Raw genomic sequence first — 15,248 nt, forward strand, 5'->3', positions numbered from 1 at the left:
CCGTTGCAATGAAAATGAGAATCAAGGTGCAGAAAATACTTTTGTGTGGTAAAGCGCAATCAGTGTCGAAAGTATTTCTCAAGCGCCTATAATGAATACCGCATGTTACGTGCATAGAAGGAGGAATGGGAGGAAACGTGGCTGAGAACCTAAGCAACCAGTCTGTACCCGAAGCCGCGGCGCGCGTCGCTGCCGTGGTCAACCGCCTCGTTAACCGAATCGGCTCGAATGCCGAGTCCAGGGAGCGTCTCGCCGAGATCGAGATCCCCGAGGAGCTGCGCGACAATCTGGCGCTGTTCTTGCGCCTGGAGCGCCGTGTGCTTAGCGAGTATGATCCCGAGATCGCGGACCTGTTCGACAAGATTTTGACAGCCGAGATTGTGGTCAATGCCGGCAACCCCGGTACCTGCGCTGCCGACGAAGCCGTCGACGAGCAGGGCGTGCCCACCGCCGACGAGCCCACTGCCGTGGCATTTCGTGAGGTCGTCGATTTGATCGACAGCCTGCCGCTCGATAAGCAGCAGGTCATCGTTCGCGCCTTTACGAGCTTTTTCCATCTGGCAAACCTGTCGGAGGAGAACTACCGTGTGGCGCAGCTGCGCGAGCGCGAGGCCGGTGCGTCGACCGATACCGAGGTCGATCCTGCCAACGAGCTTACCGTTGCCTATCACCAGCTGGTGAATGAGCTGGGTGTCGAGGGTGCCAACGAGCTGCTCGACAAGCTCGAGTTCCACCCTGTCTTTACCGCACATCCCACCGAGGCCCGTCGTAAGGCCGTCGAGGGCAAGATCCGCCGTATCTCCAACCTGCTGGAGGAGCGTCCGCGTCTGGGCGGCTCCGACCTGGTGGAGAACGAGCGCCATATGCTGCAGGAGATCGACGCCCTGGTGCGTACGAGTCCCATCGCGCTCAAGAAGCCCACGCCGGTCGAGGAAGCCGATACCATCATCGACATCTTCGATAACACGCTGTTCGACGTTATCCCCGTTATCTATCGTCGTTTTGACGATTGGGTGCTGGGCGACAAGGCCGGTACTGTGCCGCCGCTGTGCCCGGCGTTCTTCCATCCCGGCAGCTGGATCGGTTCCGACCGCGACGGTAACCCCAACGTCACCGCCAAGGTGAGCCGTGAGGTCGCCGCCAAGTACTTTACGCACATGGTGCTCAAGCTCGAGGACAAGTGCCGCCACATCGGCCGCAACCTCACGCTCGAGGCTACCTACAGCAAGCCGTCGGCCGAGCTCATTAACCTGTGGAACCATCAGGTCGAGATGAGCCCTCGTTACACGGCCCGCGCCGAGCTGATCTCCGAGCACGAGCCGCATCGCGCCGTCATGCTCGTCATGGCCGACCGCCTGAACGCCACCGTCCGTCGTATCACCGACACCATGTACCACAGCGCCGACGAGTTCCTGGATGACCTGCGCGTCGTCCAGCGTTCGCTGGCCGCCTGCGGTGCCGTCCGTGCTGCCTACGGCCCGGTCCAAACCATCATCTGGCAGGTCGAGTCCTTCGGCTTCCATATGGTCGAGATGGAGTTCCGTCAGCACTCCGTGGTGCATGCCCGCGCCCTTAAGGATATCCACGAGAACGGTATCCATGGCGACCTGCAGCCCATGACGCGCGAGGTCATCGATACCTTCCGCGCTATCGGCTCCATCCAAAAGCGCTACGGCAAGAAGATGGCGCACCGCTACATCATCTCGTTTACCAAGAGCGCCCAGCATGTGGCCGACGTCTTTGAGCTTGCCCACCTGTCCTTTGCACACGAGGAGGATGTCCCCGAGCTCGACGTGATCCCGCTGTTCGAGCAGCTCGAGGACCTCGAGGGCTGCGTCGACGTGCTCGATCAGATGCTTACGCTGCCTGTGGTGCAAAAGCGCCTTGCCCAGACCAACCGCCGCATGGAGGTCATGCTGGGCTATTCCGACTCCTCCAAGGATGCCGGTCCTACCACGGCCATGCTCGCGCTGCACTCCGCGCAGGAGCGCATTGCCAAGTGGGCCGAGAAGAACGATATCGACCTGGTGCTCATGCACGGTCGCGGCGGTGCCGTGGGCCGTGGCGGCGGCCCGGCCAACAAGGCCGTGCTGGCGCAGCCCAAGGGTTCGGTCAACTGCTTCTTTAAGCTCACCGAGCAGGGCGAGGTCATCTTTGCCCGTTACGGCAACCGCACGCTGGCTCAGCGCCATGTTGAGTCCGTTGCCGCCGCAACGCTTTTGCAGTCGGCCCCGAGTGTCGAGAAAACCAACACCGAGACCACGCAGAAGTTCTGGGATATGGCCGAGAAGCTTAACGCCGCAAGCCACGAGCGCTATCTGGACCTGCTGAACACCGAGGACTTTACACCGTGGTTCTCGACCGTGACGCCGCTGACCGAGGTCGGTCTGCTGCCGATTGGCTCGCGTCCCGCCAAGCGCGGCTTGGGCGCCAAGTCGCTCGACGACCTGCGTACCATTCCGTGGATCTTCAGCTGGAGCCAGGCGCGCATTAACCTGGCCGCTTGGTACGGCCTGGGCACCGCCTGCGAGCAGCTGGGCGACCTTGACCAGCTCAAGGCTGCCTACCAGGAGTGGCCGTTCTTCCGCACCTTTATCGACAATATTGAGATGTCGATCGCCAAGACCGATCAGCGCATCGCCAAGATGTATCTGCACCTGGGCGACCGCGAGGATCTGTCCGAGAAGGTCTTTACCGAGATGCAGCTCACCCGTAAGTGGGTCCTTGCCATCGTCGGTGACGAATGGCCGCTGCAGCGTCGTCGCGTGCTCGGCTGCGCCGTTCGCGTGCGTAACCCCTATGTCGACGCCCTGTCCATCGCCCAGGTCCGCGCCCTTCGCGAGGTGCGTATGAACCAGGACGAGATGGCCGAGGAGAAGAAGGCCGAGTACATGAGCCTGATTCTTTCGACTGTGACCGGCGTCTCGGCAGGATTGCAAAACACGGGGTAATCGATAGCCCTGTAGTCGTCCGGGCCCGCCATCAGTTTACTTTTAGGCACGTCCTCGGACATGCAAAAAGCCCTCGCTGCGCACTTCGTGCGGCGAGGGCTTCTTGCGTCCTGCGGAGTGTGCCTAAAAGTAAACTGATGGCGGGCCCTGCGATGTCCGGCCTTCGGCGGATTACTGGCTGAGGGAATATAGTGCGCTTCGCGCGTTTGGAAGGGGCTTCGTGCTGCGGAATGCATTCAGAGGGAAACCCGTCGGGCCTCTTTGTCCTCGGTCTTCTGGGATTGGGGCTGAAGAGATTAAAGTGCGCTTTGCGCCTCGCGTCTTATCGATCGGGTTTGAGATGCATGTGGCGCTTCTCGCCTTACGGCTGTTGCGGCTGCGGTCCCGTTTGGGATCGCAGCCGTTTTGTTGTGGGTCAAATATGAACGTTGTGTTAATGAGTCGGTGGACGGTGGAGTTTTTCGGTGAGCGGCGTATCCTTCCAACGGTTTATCTAGTGTGTCAGTTGAAAGGAAGAGGGCGCTCGTCATTGTTTGAATGTGAACTGCCGTTTGACCACAAGACGTTGCATCTGGAGCTTGAGGATAAGAACTTCGCGGGTGTGATGGAAGGTCATCAAAACGAGTTAAAGACCACGAAATCGCAGGAAGAGCTGGTGGAGGAGTCGCTTGTCAACCCTTATGGCTCGCCTTCGCTCGGGGAGCTTTGCGCTGGCAAGAAGGATATTGTCATTATTAGCTCCGACCATACGCGCCCCGTTCCCTCGCGTGTGACGATGCCTATTCTGCTGCATCACATCCATTCCGCTGCGCCCGAGGCTCGCGTGCGTATTTTGGTTGCTACGGGTATGCATCGTCCGTCGACGCACGAGGAGCTCGTCAACAAGTACGGCGAGGAAATTGTTGCCAACGAGGAAATCGTTATGCACGTCGCGACTGACGACAGCATGATGAAAAAGATCGGCACCCTGCCTTCTGGTGGCGAGTGCATCATCAATAAGATTGCCGTCGATTGCGATCTGCTGCTTGCCGAGGGCTTTATTGAGCCGCACTTCTTTGCTGGTTTCTCCGGCAGCCGCAAGTCCGTCCTGCCTGGCATCGCCAGCTACAAGACCATCATGTACAACCACAACGGCCAGTTTGTGAACGATTCCCATTCGCGTGCCGGCAACCTGTGCCATAACCACGTGAGCGAGGACATGTTTGCCGCTGCCGAGATGGCTCACCTTGCCTTTGTGCTTAACGTGGTGCTCAACGGCAAGCACGAGGTCATTGGCTCCTTCGCCGGCGACATCCACAAGGCACACGAGGCTGGCTGCGAGTTCGTAAAGAGCCTTGCCGGCGTTGAGCCCGTCGAGTGCGAGATTGCCATCACCACCAACGGCGGCTACCCGCTCGACCAGAACATCTACCAGGCCGTGAAGGGCATGTGCTCTGCCGAGGCCACGCTTCCCGAGGGCGGTGTGATTATCGACGTTGCCGGTTGTGCCGACGGTCACGGTGGCGAGGGCTTCTATCACAACATCGCCGACAACGATCCGGCAGAGTTTGAGCGTGCCTGCATCGATCGTCCAAAGGACGAGACCCTGCCCGATCAGTGGACGAGCCAGATTTTCGCCCGCATCCTGGCACATCACCCTGTGATCATGGTTACCGACCTGTGCGATCACCAGATGATTAAGGATATGCACATGACGCCGGTCAACACCCTCGAGGAGGCGCTCAAGCTCGCCTTTGAGATGAAGGGTGCCGATGCCAAGGTGGCCGTCATTCCCGATGGCCTGGGCGTTGTCGTCGCTCAGCACTAGCGCGCGGCCTAAACGAATCGTTTATAACCGACAAGAAAGATAAGGTTTTATGCTTACCAAACTCCTCTGCGAATTCGGCGCAACGGCCCTCATGATCATCTTTGGCGTGGGCGTACACTGCGATACCGTGCTTAAGGGCACCAAGTATCAGGGCTCCGGCCACATGTTTGCCATCACCACTTGGTCTTTTGGCATCTCGGTCTGCCTGTTTGTCTTTGGTGGCGCCGTGTGCATGAACCCGGCCATGGTGCTTGCCCAGTGCATCGTCGGTCTGGTGCCGTGGGGCAACTGCATCCCCTTCATGCTTGCCGATATGCTCGGCGGCTTTGTGGGTGCCGTTATCGCTTGGTTTATGTATGCCGATGAGTTCAAGGCTTCCGAAGGCGTCGTCGATCCCATTGCTCAGCGCAACATCTTCTCGACCAACCCCACCACCGAGGGCACGAACTATGCCCGCAACTTCTTCTGCGAGGCTATCTGCACCTTCGTGTTCATCAGCGCCATCCTTGCTGCTGCTAGCCGTGCTGGTGAGAACGTTCTGTTGCTCGCCATCTGCGTCGGTCTGATTGTCTGGGCCGTTGGCATGGGCATGGGCGGCATCACCGGCTTCGCCATGAACCAGGCACGTGACCTTGGTCCTCGCATGGCCTATCAGGTGTTGCCGATTAAGAACAAGGCTGACAACAACTGGAAGTATGGCCTGCTTGTTCCTGGCATCGCTCCGTTTGTCGGTGCCGCTCTGGCTGCACTGTTTGTGCACGGCTTCTTGGGCATGTTCTAGTCCAAGACAATTGATATAACGCCCGGGTTCGGCATAGGTTAACTTTCCGCCGCGTCCTCGGACATGCAAGAAGCTCCCGCTGCGCACTTCGTGCGGCGGGAGCTTCTTGCGTCCTGCGGAGTGCGGCGGAAAGTTAACCTAGCCGAACCCTGCGGGAATCCAGCTGCGTTCGAACAAGCAACCAACATATATATCTGAATTTGGATGTGGTGGGCGCTTGTTGCTGGTGGGGGCGTTGAGGCGCGAGTGACACTTTGGGGTGCGCGGAGCCCTGCGTTGGGTCGATGATTTGGGATGAGCTTCTTACTTAGGTGAAGAGGGGCTTTATGGCTGAGAGGTAGTCTTTGGCTACGTCGGCTTTATCTGCTTGGAAATTGTGCCAGGCCCACCATTGGACCATTCCTACGAAGCTTGAGGCTATGTGGTGTAGTAGGAAACTGCGGTCCATGGTGCCGGCGGGGCCTGCGGGGCCGACGGGGACGGTTTCGGCTGCGCGCGACATGATGGTCTTGCGGAGACAGTCGGCGAAGACGCGTGAGCCGGCGCCGGCTACCAGTGCCCGTACACCCTGCCGACGATTCCAGAGGTTGTTGAGGATATGCTCGACCTGTACGAGTGGGTCATCGAGGGGCGTACCGTCATCGTCGAGGGCATGGGTGCAGATATCGCGCACGAGCTCAGCGAGCAGGTCATCTTTGCTCTTGAAGAGCCCGTAGAACGTGGCCCGACCTACGTGGGCACGAGTGATGATGTCGCCGACGGTGATCTTGCCGTAGTCTTTCTCGCACAGGAGCTCGGAGAACGCCGTAACGATGGCAGCGCGGCTTTTTGCCTTGCGGGCATCCATGGCTATGCGTCCGCGTGAACGAGCAGGCAGCGGAGCGTACCGGAGCAACCTTCGTAGGGGCGTTTGCCGGCGCCGTAGCCGACGGCTTCGATGCGGTAGCGTGAGGGCAGTTGGTCGGACGTGCGCAGCGCGGTGACGATGGCGGCGCCCGTCGGCGTCACGAGCTCGCCGGCGACCGGTGCAGGCGCGAGGGCGATATTGCCCGCCTGGCACAGGTTGACGACAGCGGGGACGGGAATGGGCATGAGGCCGTGGGCACAGTGGATGGTGCCGTGACCCTCGGAGAGCGACTCGACCACGATGTCCTCAATACCAAGGTCGTCGAGGCAGATGGCGACAGAGCAGACGTCGACAATGGAGTCGACGGCGCCCACCTCGTGAAACAGGACGGTGTCGGGCGTTTTGCCGTGAGCCTTTGCCTCGGCATCAGCGAGTACAGAAAAAATGGCGAGGGCACGACGCTTGGCACCATCGCTTAGCCGTGAGCCATCGATGATGGCGGTGACGTCTGCCAAAGAGCGGTGGTGATGGTGGTGGGCGTGATGATGGCCATCGTGGTCATGGCCGTGGGCCTCATGGTCATGCTCGTGGCAGTGCTCGTGTTCGTGCTCGCCATGATCATGGTGGTGGTGCTCATGCTCATGTGTGTGCTCGGTGCCCGCTTCGTTGCCGTAGAGCCAGGCCATGTCGTGGTCGTGGTTCTCGAGCTCCTCTGCCAGCTGAACATCAAAGTCGCAGGCGTCGATGCCATGCTTGTTTACGCGTGTAACGGCAATCTCAAAGCCGCCGACCGGCAGCGTGGCGAGCTGGTCGCGCAGATGCTCCTCGCTGGCGCCCAGGTCGAGCAGGGCCGCGACGGTCATGTCGCCGCTGATGCCCGAGGTGCCGTCGATGATAAGCGTGTGCTGATGGTTGGACATGAAATGCTCCTTAGCGGGCGCAGGACGTGCCGGCGCTCAGATGATTGATAAGACTTGCCTGGTAGGCGGCACCAAAGCCGTTGTCGATATTGACGACCGAGACGCCGCTGGCGCAGGAGTTGAGCATGGCGAGCAGCGCGGCCACGCCACCAAAGTTCGCGCCGTAGCCCACGCTGGTGGGAACGGCGATGACTGGGCAACTCACCAGGCCTCCGATGACGCTCGCCAGGGCGCCCTCCATGCCGGCGATGGCGATGACCACCTGTGCCTGGGCAAGTTCCTCGGCATGCGCAAGCAGGCGGTGCAGGCCGGCGACACCCACGTCGTAGAGGCGATCGACTTCGTTGCCGTAGAACTCGGCCGTCAACGCGGCTTCCTCGGCAACGGGCAGGTCGCTCGTGCCGGCGCAGGCGACGACGATGCGTCCGTTGCCGGTGGGGGAGGGCTTGCCGCCCGCGAGGGCGAGCTGGGCGTCCGGGACATATCCCAGGTCGATGCCGTTGCCGAGGAGCTCCGAGGTGCGGGCGGCCTTTTTGGCGTCCAGGCGTGTGACCAGGATGCGCTCCTGGCCGGCATCGCGCAGCGCTTCGATAATGGCGGCAATTTGCTCGGCGGTTTTACCGGCGCCGTAGACAACTTCGCCGGCTCCCTGGCGCACCCCGCGCGAAAGGTCGAGCTGCGCAAAGCCCAAATCGGCGGTCGGAGCCGTCTGGATGCGCGTGAGGGCGTCGGCAGGGGTGACTGCTCCGCCGGCAACATCGCTCAGCAGCTGCTCTAGATCTCGCTTATCCATATATGTTCCCTTCGACGGCGCAAAGTTTAGCACTCAAAGGGTATGTTTCCGAACACTAAGACAGAATTGTTCGGAAACTATAGGACAGACTGATTCAATTGCTAGACGGATTGGCTAGTCGCGCAGGATGATGTCCATGGCGAGCATCAGATTGCGCTCGTCGATGGCAAACGGGGCGGCCTCGCGCGTCTTGGGCTTGGCACAAAACGCGATGCCCGTACCCGCGGCCTGAATCATGGGGATGTCGTTGGCGCCGTCACCGATCGCGACGGTGTGGGCCATGTCGACGCCGCACTCAACCGCCCAATCCAGCAGCTGGATGAGCTTGGACTCCTTGGTCACAATGTCTGCCGCCAGCTTGCCGGTGAGCTGGCCGTCCACGACCTCCAGACGATTGGCCAGGCAAAAGTCGATGCCCGCGGCGGCCACGATCTTATCGGCGACCTCGTGGAAGCCGCCACTCACGACGCCGACCTTCCAGCCCTTGCTATGCGCCGAGCGCACAAGCTCCAGCGCGCCGGGGGTAAAGGTCACGCGCTCAAAGGTGCGCTCGAACACGCTCTCGTCCAAGCCGGCAAGCAGCCCCACGCGCTCCTCGAGCGCCTGCTTAAAGTCCAGTTCGCCGCGCATGGCGCGTTCGGTGATCTGCGCTACTTGCTCGCCCACGCCGGCCTCCTCGCCCAACAGGTCGATGACCTCTTGGTTGATGAGTGTGGAGTCGATATCCATAACGATGAGGCGTGCAGTCATGGCGGGCCTTTCCGAGTGCAGTTGTATTGGGGCACATTGTCGCACGTGGCACGCCTTGGCGACGGCCGCGGTGCACCAATTGTTTCGTCTCCGTCAAGTCTTTGGGCATGAGCTACTTTTCCGCGGCACATCGACACAGGTGCGATAAGATAGAACGCCATGTCTGGCTGCGCGGTTTACGCAGGCTGGGCAAATCTGTACGACGCCGCCCGGAACGACACGGGGCGGCACAGATCCATAAAGGAGGATCACTGGTATGAGCCAGACCCGTCCCATCGACGAGCATTCCATGCACACCCGTACCTGCGGCGAGCTTCGCCGCGAGAACGTGGGCGAAGAGGTCACCCTCACCGGTTGGGTGAGCCGTCGCCGCGACCACGGTGGCCTTATTTTCTGCGACCTTCGCGACCGTGAGGGCATCACGCAGCTCACCTTCGACCCCGAGCACTCCGACGGCGATGCTTTTAAGATCGCCGAGACCATGCGTCCCGAGTGGCCCATCAAGATCCACGGCGTCGTGCGCGCTCGTGGCGAGGAGACCACCAACACCAAGCTCGCGACCGGCGAGATCGAGGTCCTGACCGACCATGCCGAGGTGCTCAACACGTCCGTCACCCCGCCGTTCCAAATCGAGGACGGCATCGAGACCAGCGAGGACACCCGCCTGCGCTATCGCTATCTGGACCTTCGTCGTCCCGAGATGATGGCCAACCTCAAGCTGCGCTCCGACTTTACCTTTGCCATTCGCGAGGCGCTGCACAACCGTGAGTTCATGGAGGTCGAGACGCCCTCCCTGTTCAAGTCTACGCCCGAGGGCGCCCGCGACTTCATCGTCCCCAGCCGCATCCAGCCGGGCAACTTCTACGCTCTGCCGCAGTCTCCGCAGCTCCTGAAGCAGCTGCTCATGGTCGGTGGCGTTGAGCGCTACTACCAGGTTGCCAAGTGCTTCCGCGACGAGGACCTGCGCGCCGACCGTCAGCCCGAGTTCACCCAGGTCGATATCGAGATGTCCTTCGTGGACCAGAACGACGTTATGAGCGCGCTCGAAGAGGTTCTTGCCGATGCCTTCGGCCGCATGGGTGTCGAGATGCCCACGCCACTGCGTCGCATGAACTACTGGGAGGCCATGGACACCTATGGCTCCGACAAGCCCGATACCCGCTATGGCATGCACTTGGTCGACCTGACCGACATCTTCGCCAACTCCAAGTTCAAGGTCTTTGCGACTGCCGCGAACGAGGAGGGCTCTGTCGTCAAGGCCATCAACGCCAAGGGCGCCGGTGCCTGGGCTCGCGCCAAGATTGATAAGCTTGCCGGCGTGGCCTCCACGTTTGGCGCCAAGGGCCTGGCCTGGATCGCATTCCGCGAGGACGGCTCCATCAACAGCCCCATCGTCAAGTTCTTCTCGGACGAGGAGATGGCCGCCCTGCGCGAGCGCATGGACGTCGAGCCCGGCGACCTTGTGATGTTCGCCGCCGGCCCGCGCCTGCTCTCCGACGAGATCCTGGGCGGCATGCGTTCCCACATGGCTAACGCGCTCGAGATCAAGCGCGAGGGCCACGACTTCCTGTGGGTCGTCAACTTCCCGCTGTTCCACTGGGACGAAGACCGCAAGGCTTACGCTGCCGAGCACCAGCCCTTCACCCTGCCGACCGAGACCGACATCGCCAAGATCGAGGCCAATCCGTTGGCAGCCGGTTCTTGCACCTACGACTTTGTCATGGACGGCTTTGAGGCCGGTGGCGGCGGTATGCGTATCCACAACGCCGAGATGCAGATGTCCATGCTTAAGCTCCTGGGCTTTACCGAAGAGCGCGCCGAGTCTCAGTTTGGCTTCCTCATGGAGGCGCTCAAGTTTGGTGCGCCCCCGATGGGCGGTTTCGCTCTGGGCCTGGACCGCGTGTGCATGCTGCTCACCGGTTCCGACTCCATCCGCGACGTCATGGCGTTCCCCAAGACGGCCAGCGGCTCCGACCTCATGTCGGGCGCCCCGAGTGCCGTTAGCGGCGCCCAGCTCAAGGACGTCAGCCTGCGCCTGATGTAGGCAAGCGGCTACATATTGCCCGTAACGAGGGAAGGACACGTGCCTTCCCTCGTTTTTTATACGCCGAGATTGTGAGGGCATGGGATGACCGGGCGTTGCGGAAAGTGCGTCCCGGAATCTGCGTCCGGAATGGGATGAGCTTTCCGCTAGGGTTGTTCCGCGGAAACTACGACCCGGAATTTGCGTCCAGAACGGGATACGGTTTCCCGAACAGGGCCCTTTGGGAAAGTGCGACCCAGAATCCAACCAAATAACGGGACACAGTTTCCGGTTGAGCTTCTGGCGGGCCTCGGCAAGCATCTCACGCTACAATAACTACCACGTGGCTGGGTTTGCCGGCCGAATGTGCGATGCCGCGGGAGGGGACATGGTCGAGTTTACAAAGACGATTAAAGATCCGTTGGGACTACATGCCCGCCCGGTTGCGCTGCTCTACGACATCATTGCCAAGCATCGTAGCGACGTGTCGGTTAGCATCGGCGACCGCCATACCGACGGCCGTGATGTGATGGGGCTCATGGCGCTTTACGGCGAGTGCGGCGAGGACATCGTCTTTCGCGTTTCGGGCGTAGACGAGGCCTCGTGTGTCACGTCGATCAGAAACCTCTCGCTCTAAACGCAACAAGGGACTGCGGACAGTCCCTTTGTCACATCTCTGGGAGGCGCTCTTTGCGGCGCCTCTTTTGTTTCATATGGGAAACTTTTCCGAAAACTGAATAGGGACCCTTTCCAAAAAGTTAACCACGTGCTAGTTTACTGTAGCGAACATAGACGTGGTTAACTTTTGCTGCGTCGATGTTGAGGACGAACTGACGTTAGGAGCACACTCATGTCTTGCGGACCGCAGATGCCGGCCATGCCGCTTTCGATGGTGAAAGCGGGCGAAACCGTGCACGTGTCTCGTGTAAAGGGCAATGAGGACATGAAGCACCACCTCAAGGACCTCGGCTTTGTCGAGGGCAGTGAGGTTCACGTGGTGAGCTCGAGTGGCGCCAATATCATCGTCACCGTGCTGGGCGCACGCTTTGGTATCGATACCAAGGTCGCCATGCACATCATGACCGTCGGTTAGTTCGCAGCATTTCATAAAAGCTGAAAGGGGGAAAAGAATATGAAGACGTTGGGTGACGTTAAGGTGGGCGAGAGCTCTACCATCGTCAAGCTTCACGGCGAGGGCGCGCTTCGCCGTCACCTTATGGACCTGGGCCTCATCAAGGGCACTTCGTTCAAGGTCGTTAAGGTTGCACCGCTCGGAGATCCGGTCGAGATCAACGTGCGCGGCTACGAGCTTTCCATCCGCAAGGAGGAGGCTGCCGTCGTCGAGGTCCAGTAAGGGCCCGCGGCAACTATTTATGCAGATAAAGTTAGGTTTTTCTAACTTAAATTTGCAATGTTGAAGCACATTATCCAGCCCGTGCGGAGAAAGCAGCGCGGGCACACAAGGAAGAAGGATTGAATGGCGGATTCTCAGATCCATGTCGCGCTGGCGGGTAACCCCAACTGCGGCAAGACCACGCTTTTCAACCTGATCACCGGCGCCAACGGCTACGTTGGCAACTGGCCCGGCGTCACGGTTGAGAAAAAGGAAGCCAAGCTCCTGAGTGACAAGAACGTCACGATTACAGACCTCCCCGGCATCTACTCGCTTTCCCCCTACAGCCCCGAGGAGCAGTGCTCGCGCGACTACCTCATGAGCGGCGAGCCCGATGTCGTTGTCCAGGTGGTCGATGCCACCAACCTCGAGCGCAACCTGTACCTGGCGCTTCAGGTTATCGAGACCGGCCTGCCCGTGGTCGTCGCCCTCAACATGGCCGACCTGGTCGAGAAGAACGGCGACAAGATCGACACGGACAAGCTTTCCAAGAAGCTCGGTTGCCCGGTCATGATGATCTCGGCCCTTAAAAACAAGGGTATCAAGGAGCTGTTCGAGCAGGTCAAGAAGTCTGCTGCTTCCAAGGGCCAGGTGCCGGAGCACAAGTTCGATTCCTCCATCGAGGACGTTCTGGACCACATCGAGAACAACCTGCCGGCGAGCGTTCCCGCCAACAAGCGTCGCTACTACGCTGTCAAGCTGTTTGAGCGCGACGCGGACGCCTGCAAGCTCATCAACCTCACCAAGGAGAAGGCCGCTCGCGTCGAGCAGCTGGTCGCCCAGTGCGAGCAGGATTGCGACGACGACGCCGAGTCCATCATCACCGGCGAGCGCTATGGCGTGATTGCCCACATTATCGACGAGTGCATGACCAAGGCTCCGGCCAAGATGAGCACCTCCGAGAAGATCGACCGCGTGGTTACCAACCGTATCCTGGGCCTGCCGATCTTTGTGGTCATCATGTTCTGCGTGTACTACATCGCCGTTTCCACCCTGGGCGGCACGGTGACCGACTTCACCAACGACCAGCTCTTCGGCACCGACGGCTGGTACGTGCTCGGTCAGGGTCGCGACGCCTATGACGCAGCTGTTGAGGCTGCGGGCGACAACGCCGACTCGGTCGATCCAGCACAGTACGGCCCCTATGTCCCGGGTATCACCACCGCGGTGCATGACGCTCTCGTGGCGGGCGGTACCGAGGACGGTGGCCTCGTCGATTCGCTGGTCTGCGACGGCATCGTGGCTGGCATCGGCGCCATCATGGGCTTCGTCCCGCAGATGTTCCTGCTCTTTGTGATGCTGTCCTTCCTGGAGGACTGCGGCTACATGGCCCGCGTCGCCTTCATCATGGACCGCGTGTTCCGCCGCTTTGGCCTGTCCGGTAAGTCCTTTATCCCCATGCTCGTGTCCTCGGGCTGCGGCGTCCCCGGCGTCATGGCCACCAAGACCATCGAGAACGAGAAGGACCGCCGCATGACGGTCATGACCACCACGTTTATTCCCTGCGGTGCCAAGCTGCCGATCATCGCCCTGCTCATGGGTTCCATCATCGGCGATTCTTCCACCACCGCCGCATGGATCAGCCCGCTGTTCTACTTCTTGGGCGTCTTTGCCGTCATCGCCTCGGGCCTCATGCTCAAGAAGACCAAGCTCTTCGCCGGTCGCCCGACGCCGTTCGTTATGGAGCTTCCCGCCTATCACTTCCCGGCAATCCGCTCTTGGGCGCTGCATGTATGGGAGCGCTGCTGGGCCTTTATCAAGAAGGCCGGCACGGTCATCTTTGCGTCCACCGTCGTCGTTTGGTTCCTCTCCAACTTTGGTAGCTACAACGGCGCCTTTGGCTACCTGCCTTCCATGGAGGGCATCCCCGAGGAGTTCATGGATTACTCCGTGCTTGCCATGTTCGGCAACCTGGTCGCTTGGATCTTCGCCCCGCTCGGCTTTAGCACCTGGCAGGCCACCGCACTGACCGTCTCGGGTCTCGTTGCCAAGGAGAACGTTGTCGCCACCGCCGGCTCGCTGCTGTCCGTTGCCGACGCCGGCGAGACCGACCCGAGCCTGTGGACCGCGTTTGCGGCTATGTTCCCGACCATGGGCGCTTGCGTCGCCTTTGGTGCCTTCAACCTGCTGTGCGCTCCGTGCTTTGCCGCTATCGGCACCATCCGTAACCAGATGAACTCCGGTAAGTGGACCGCGATTGCCATCGGCTACGAGTGTGCCTTTGCTTGGGTCATCGGCCTGTTCATCAACCAGTTCTATAACCTGCTTGTTCTTGGGCAGTTTGGTATCTGGACGGTTGTGGCCATCGTGCTGCTGGCTGCGATGCTCTTCCAGATCTTCCGTCCCATGCCCAAGCATGCTTGGACCGACGAGGACGAGACCAACACCTCTTCCGCCGCAGTTTCCGCTTAAGTCCAAATAAGGATTAGCCCCTTTCCACGAGCCCGGGTGTCCCAGTGACACTCGGGCTTTTTGGTGCAATGGGGGACAGATTGCTTTGCTCCAGAAGTAAGATGTGGCGTTTCCGCAGATAAAACCGACCAAAACAAACCTGTCCCTTTTTGGCAGGTGGAAGATGGGGTAAAGTAAGTGGTGGTTAACTAGAGGAGGCTTACTATGGCACCTATCGATATTGTTGTGTTGGCTGTTATCGGCATTGCGTTTGTCGCCGTGTGTGTGCGTATCTACCGAAAGGGCACCTGCGCCGACTGCGCCCAGGGTGGCGTTTGCACGGGGCATTGCTCCAACAAAAAGACGTGCGCCGCACTTAAGGGCGTGGACAAAATCGCCGAAGACTTGGGCCGCGGGATCAAATAAGGCCCGGACATCAAAGCGCCCCGCGAGCATTCGTTCGCGGGGCGCTTTGCGCATTTGGACGCGAGCGCGGCGAGTTGAAGAGTAATTTTGGGCATCGTTAAATCAGTTGCGGTGAAATGCGGACTGTTTTGGCTGTCAAAGGCCTTATCTACTCCGTATTCCACCG

General features: G+C 60.2%; 13 protein-coding genes. 9 read left to right on the plus strand and 4 right to left on the minus strand.

The features are described 5' to 3' along the window. Positions 1-137 precede the first annotated feature (137 nt). The 3 genes from DWY03_RS09605 (at position 138) to larD (ending at position 5,539) form a co-directional block, all read left to right on the plus strand. Entirely contained in the window at positions 138-2,951 is a 2,814-nt protein-coding gene (locus DWY03_RS09605; RefSeq protein WP_370446057.1) for a phosphoenolpyruvate carboxylase, read from the plus strand. 529 nt (positions 2,952-3,480) lie between these two features. Then, the gene (gene larA, locus DWY03_RS09610) at positions 3,481-4,758 is read left to right on the plus strand and encodes a nickel-dependent lactate racemase (protein WP_231500838.1); all 1,278 of its coding nucleotides are present in this window, start codon (positions 3,481-3,483) and stop codon (positions 4,756-4,758) included. Positions 4,759-4,807: 49 nt separating this feature from the next. Further along, the gene (gene larD, locus DWY03_RS09615; protein WP_117840713.1) at positions 4,808-5,539 is read left to right on the plus strand and encodes a D/L-lactic acid transporter LarD; all 732 of its coding nucleotides are present in this window, start codon (positions 4,808-4,810) and stop codon (positions 5,537-5,539) included. A 307-nt stretch (positions 5,540-5,846) separates the two neighbouring features. Here the strand turns inward: larD and DWY03_RS09620 are convergent, their stop codons facing one another. The 4 genes from DWY03_RS09620 to serB all read right to left on the minus strand — a co-directional run bounded on the left by DWY03_RS09620 (position 5,847) and on the right by serB (position 8,849). Further along, positions 5,847-6,386 (minus strand): TetR/AcrR family transcriptional regulator, encoded by a 540-nt coding sequence (locus DWY03_RS09620; RefSeq protein ID WP_117840715.1) that lies wholly within the window; start codon positions 6,384-6,386, stop codon positions 5,847-5,849. 2 nt (positions 6,387-6,388) lie between these two features. Beyond that, entirely contained in the window at positions 6,389-7,306 is a 918-nt protein-coding gene (locus DWY03_RS09625) for a LarC family nickel insertion protein (RefSeq protein ID WP_117840717.1), read from the minus strand. A 10-nt stretch (positions 7,307-7,316) separates the two neighbouring features. Beyond that, a complete protein-coding gene (gene larB, locus DWY03_RS09630; protein WP_117840719.1) occupies positions 7,317-8,099 on the minus strand; it encodes a nickel pincer cofactor biosynthesis protein LarB in 783 nt (260 codons plus the stop codon). A gap of 114 nt (positions 8,100-8,213) precedes the next feature. Next, a complete protein-coding gene (serB, locus tag DWY03_RS09635; RefSeq protein WP_117840722.1) occupies positions 8,214-8,849 on the minus strand; it encodes a phosphoserine phosphatase SerB in 636 nt (211 codons plus the stop codon). A 256-nt stretch (positions 8,850-9,105) separates the two neighbouring features. On the opposite strand from serB, the gene aspS reads away from it, so the two are divergent. From aspS to DWY03_RS09665, 6 genes are all read left to right on the plus strand, one after another. After that, positions 9,106-10,893 carry an aspartate--tRNA ligase gene (gene aspS, locus DWY03_RS09640; RefSeq protein WP_117840724.1) on the plus strand — a complete coding sequence of 596 codons (1,788 nt, stop codon included), beginning with the start codon at positions 9,106-9,108 and terminating at the stop codon, positions 10,891-10,893. A 367-nt stretch (positions 10,894-11,260) separates the two neighbouring features. Then, on the plus strand, positions 11,261-11,509 hold the full coding sequence (locus tag DWY03_RS09645; RefSeq protein ID WP_035136856.1) for an HPr family phosphocarrier protein: 249 nt from the start codon (positions 11,261-11,263) through the stop codon (positions 11,507-11,509). A gap of 213 nt (positions 11,510-11,722) precedes the next feature. Beyond that, complete coding sequence (locus DWY03_RS09650; RefSeq protein ID WP_231500839.1) at positions 11,723-11,965, plus strand: FeoA family protein; 243 nt, start codon at positions 11,723-11,725, stop codon at positions 11,963-11,965. Between the two features lie 39 nt (positions 11,966-12,004). Beyond that, complete coding sequence (locus DWY03_RS09655; RefSeq protein ID WP_006234774.1) at positions 12,005-12,226, plus strand: FeoA family protein; 222 nt, start codon at positions 12,005-12,007, stop codon at positions 12,224-12,226. A gap of 123 nt (positions 12,227-12,349) precedes the next feature. Beyond that, on the plus strand, positions 12,350-14,677 hold the full coding sequence (locus tag DWY03_RS09660) for a ferrous iron transporter B (protein ID WP_117647983.1): 2,328 nt from the start codon (positions 12,350-12,352) through the stop codon (positions 14,675-14,677). 204 nt (positions 14,678-14,881) lie between these two features. Beyond that, a complete protein-coding gene (locus DWY03_RS09665) occupies positions 14,882-15,082 on the plus strand; it encodes a hypothetical protein (protein ID WP_035136858.1) in 201 nt (66 codons plus the stop codon). Positions 15,083-15,248: the final 166 nt, after the last annotated feature.

This window comes from Collinsella sp. AF23-2 (assembly GCF_003459245.1).
Lineage (GTDB): Bacteria > Actinomycetota > Coriobacteriia > Coriobacteriales > Coriobacteriaceae > Collinsella.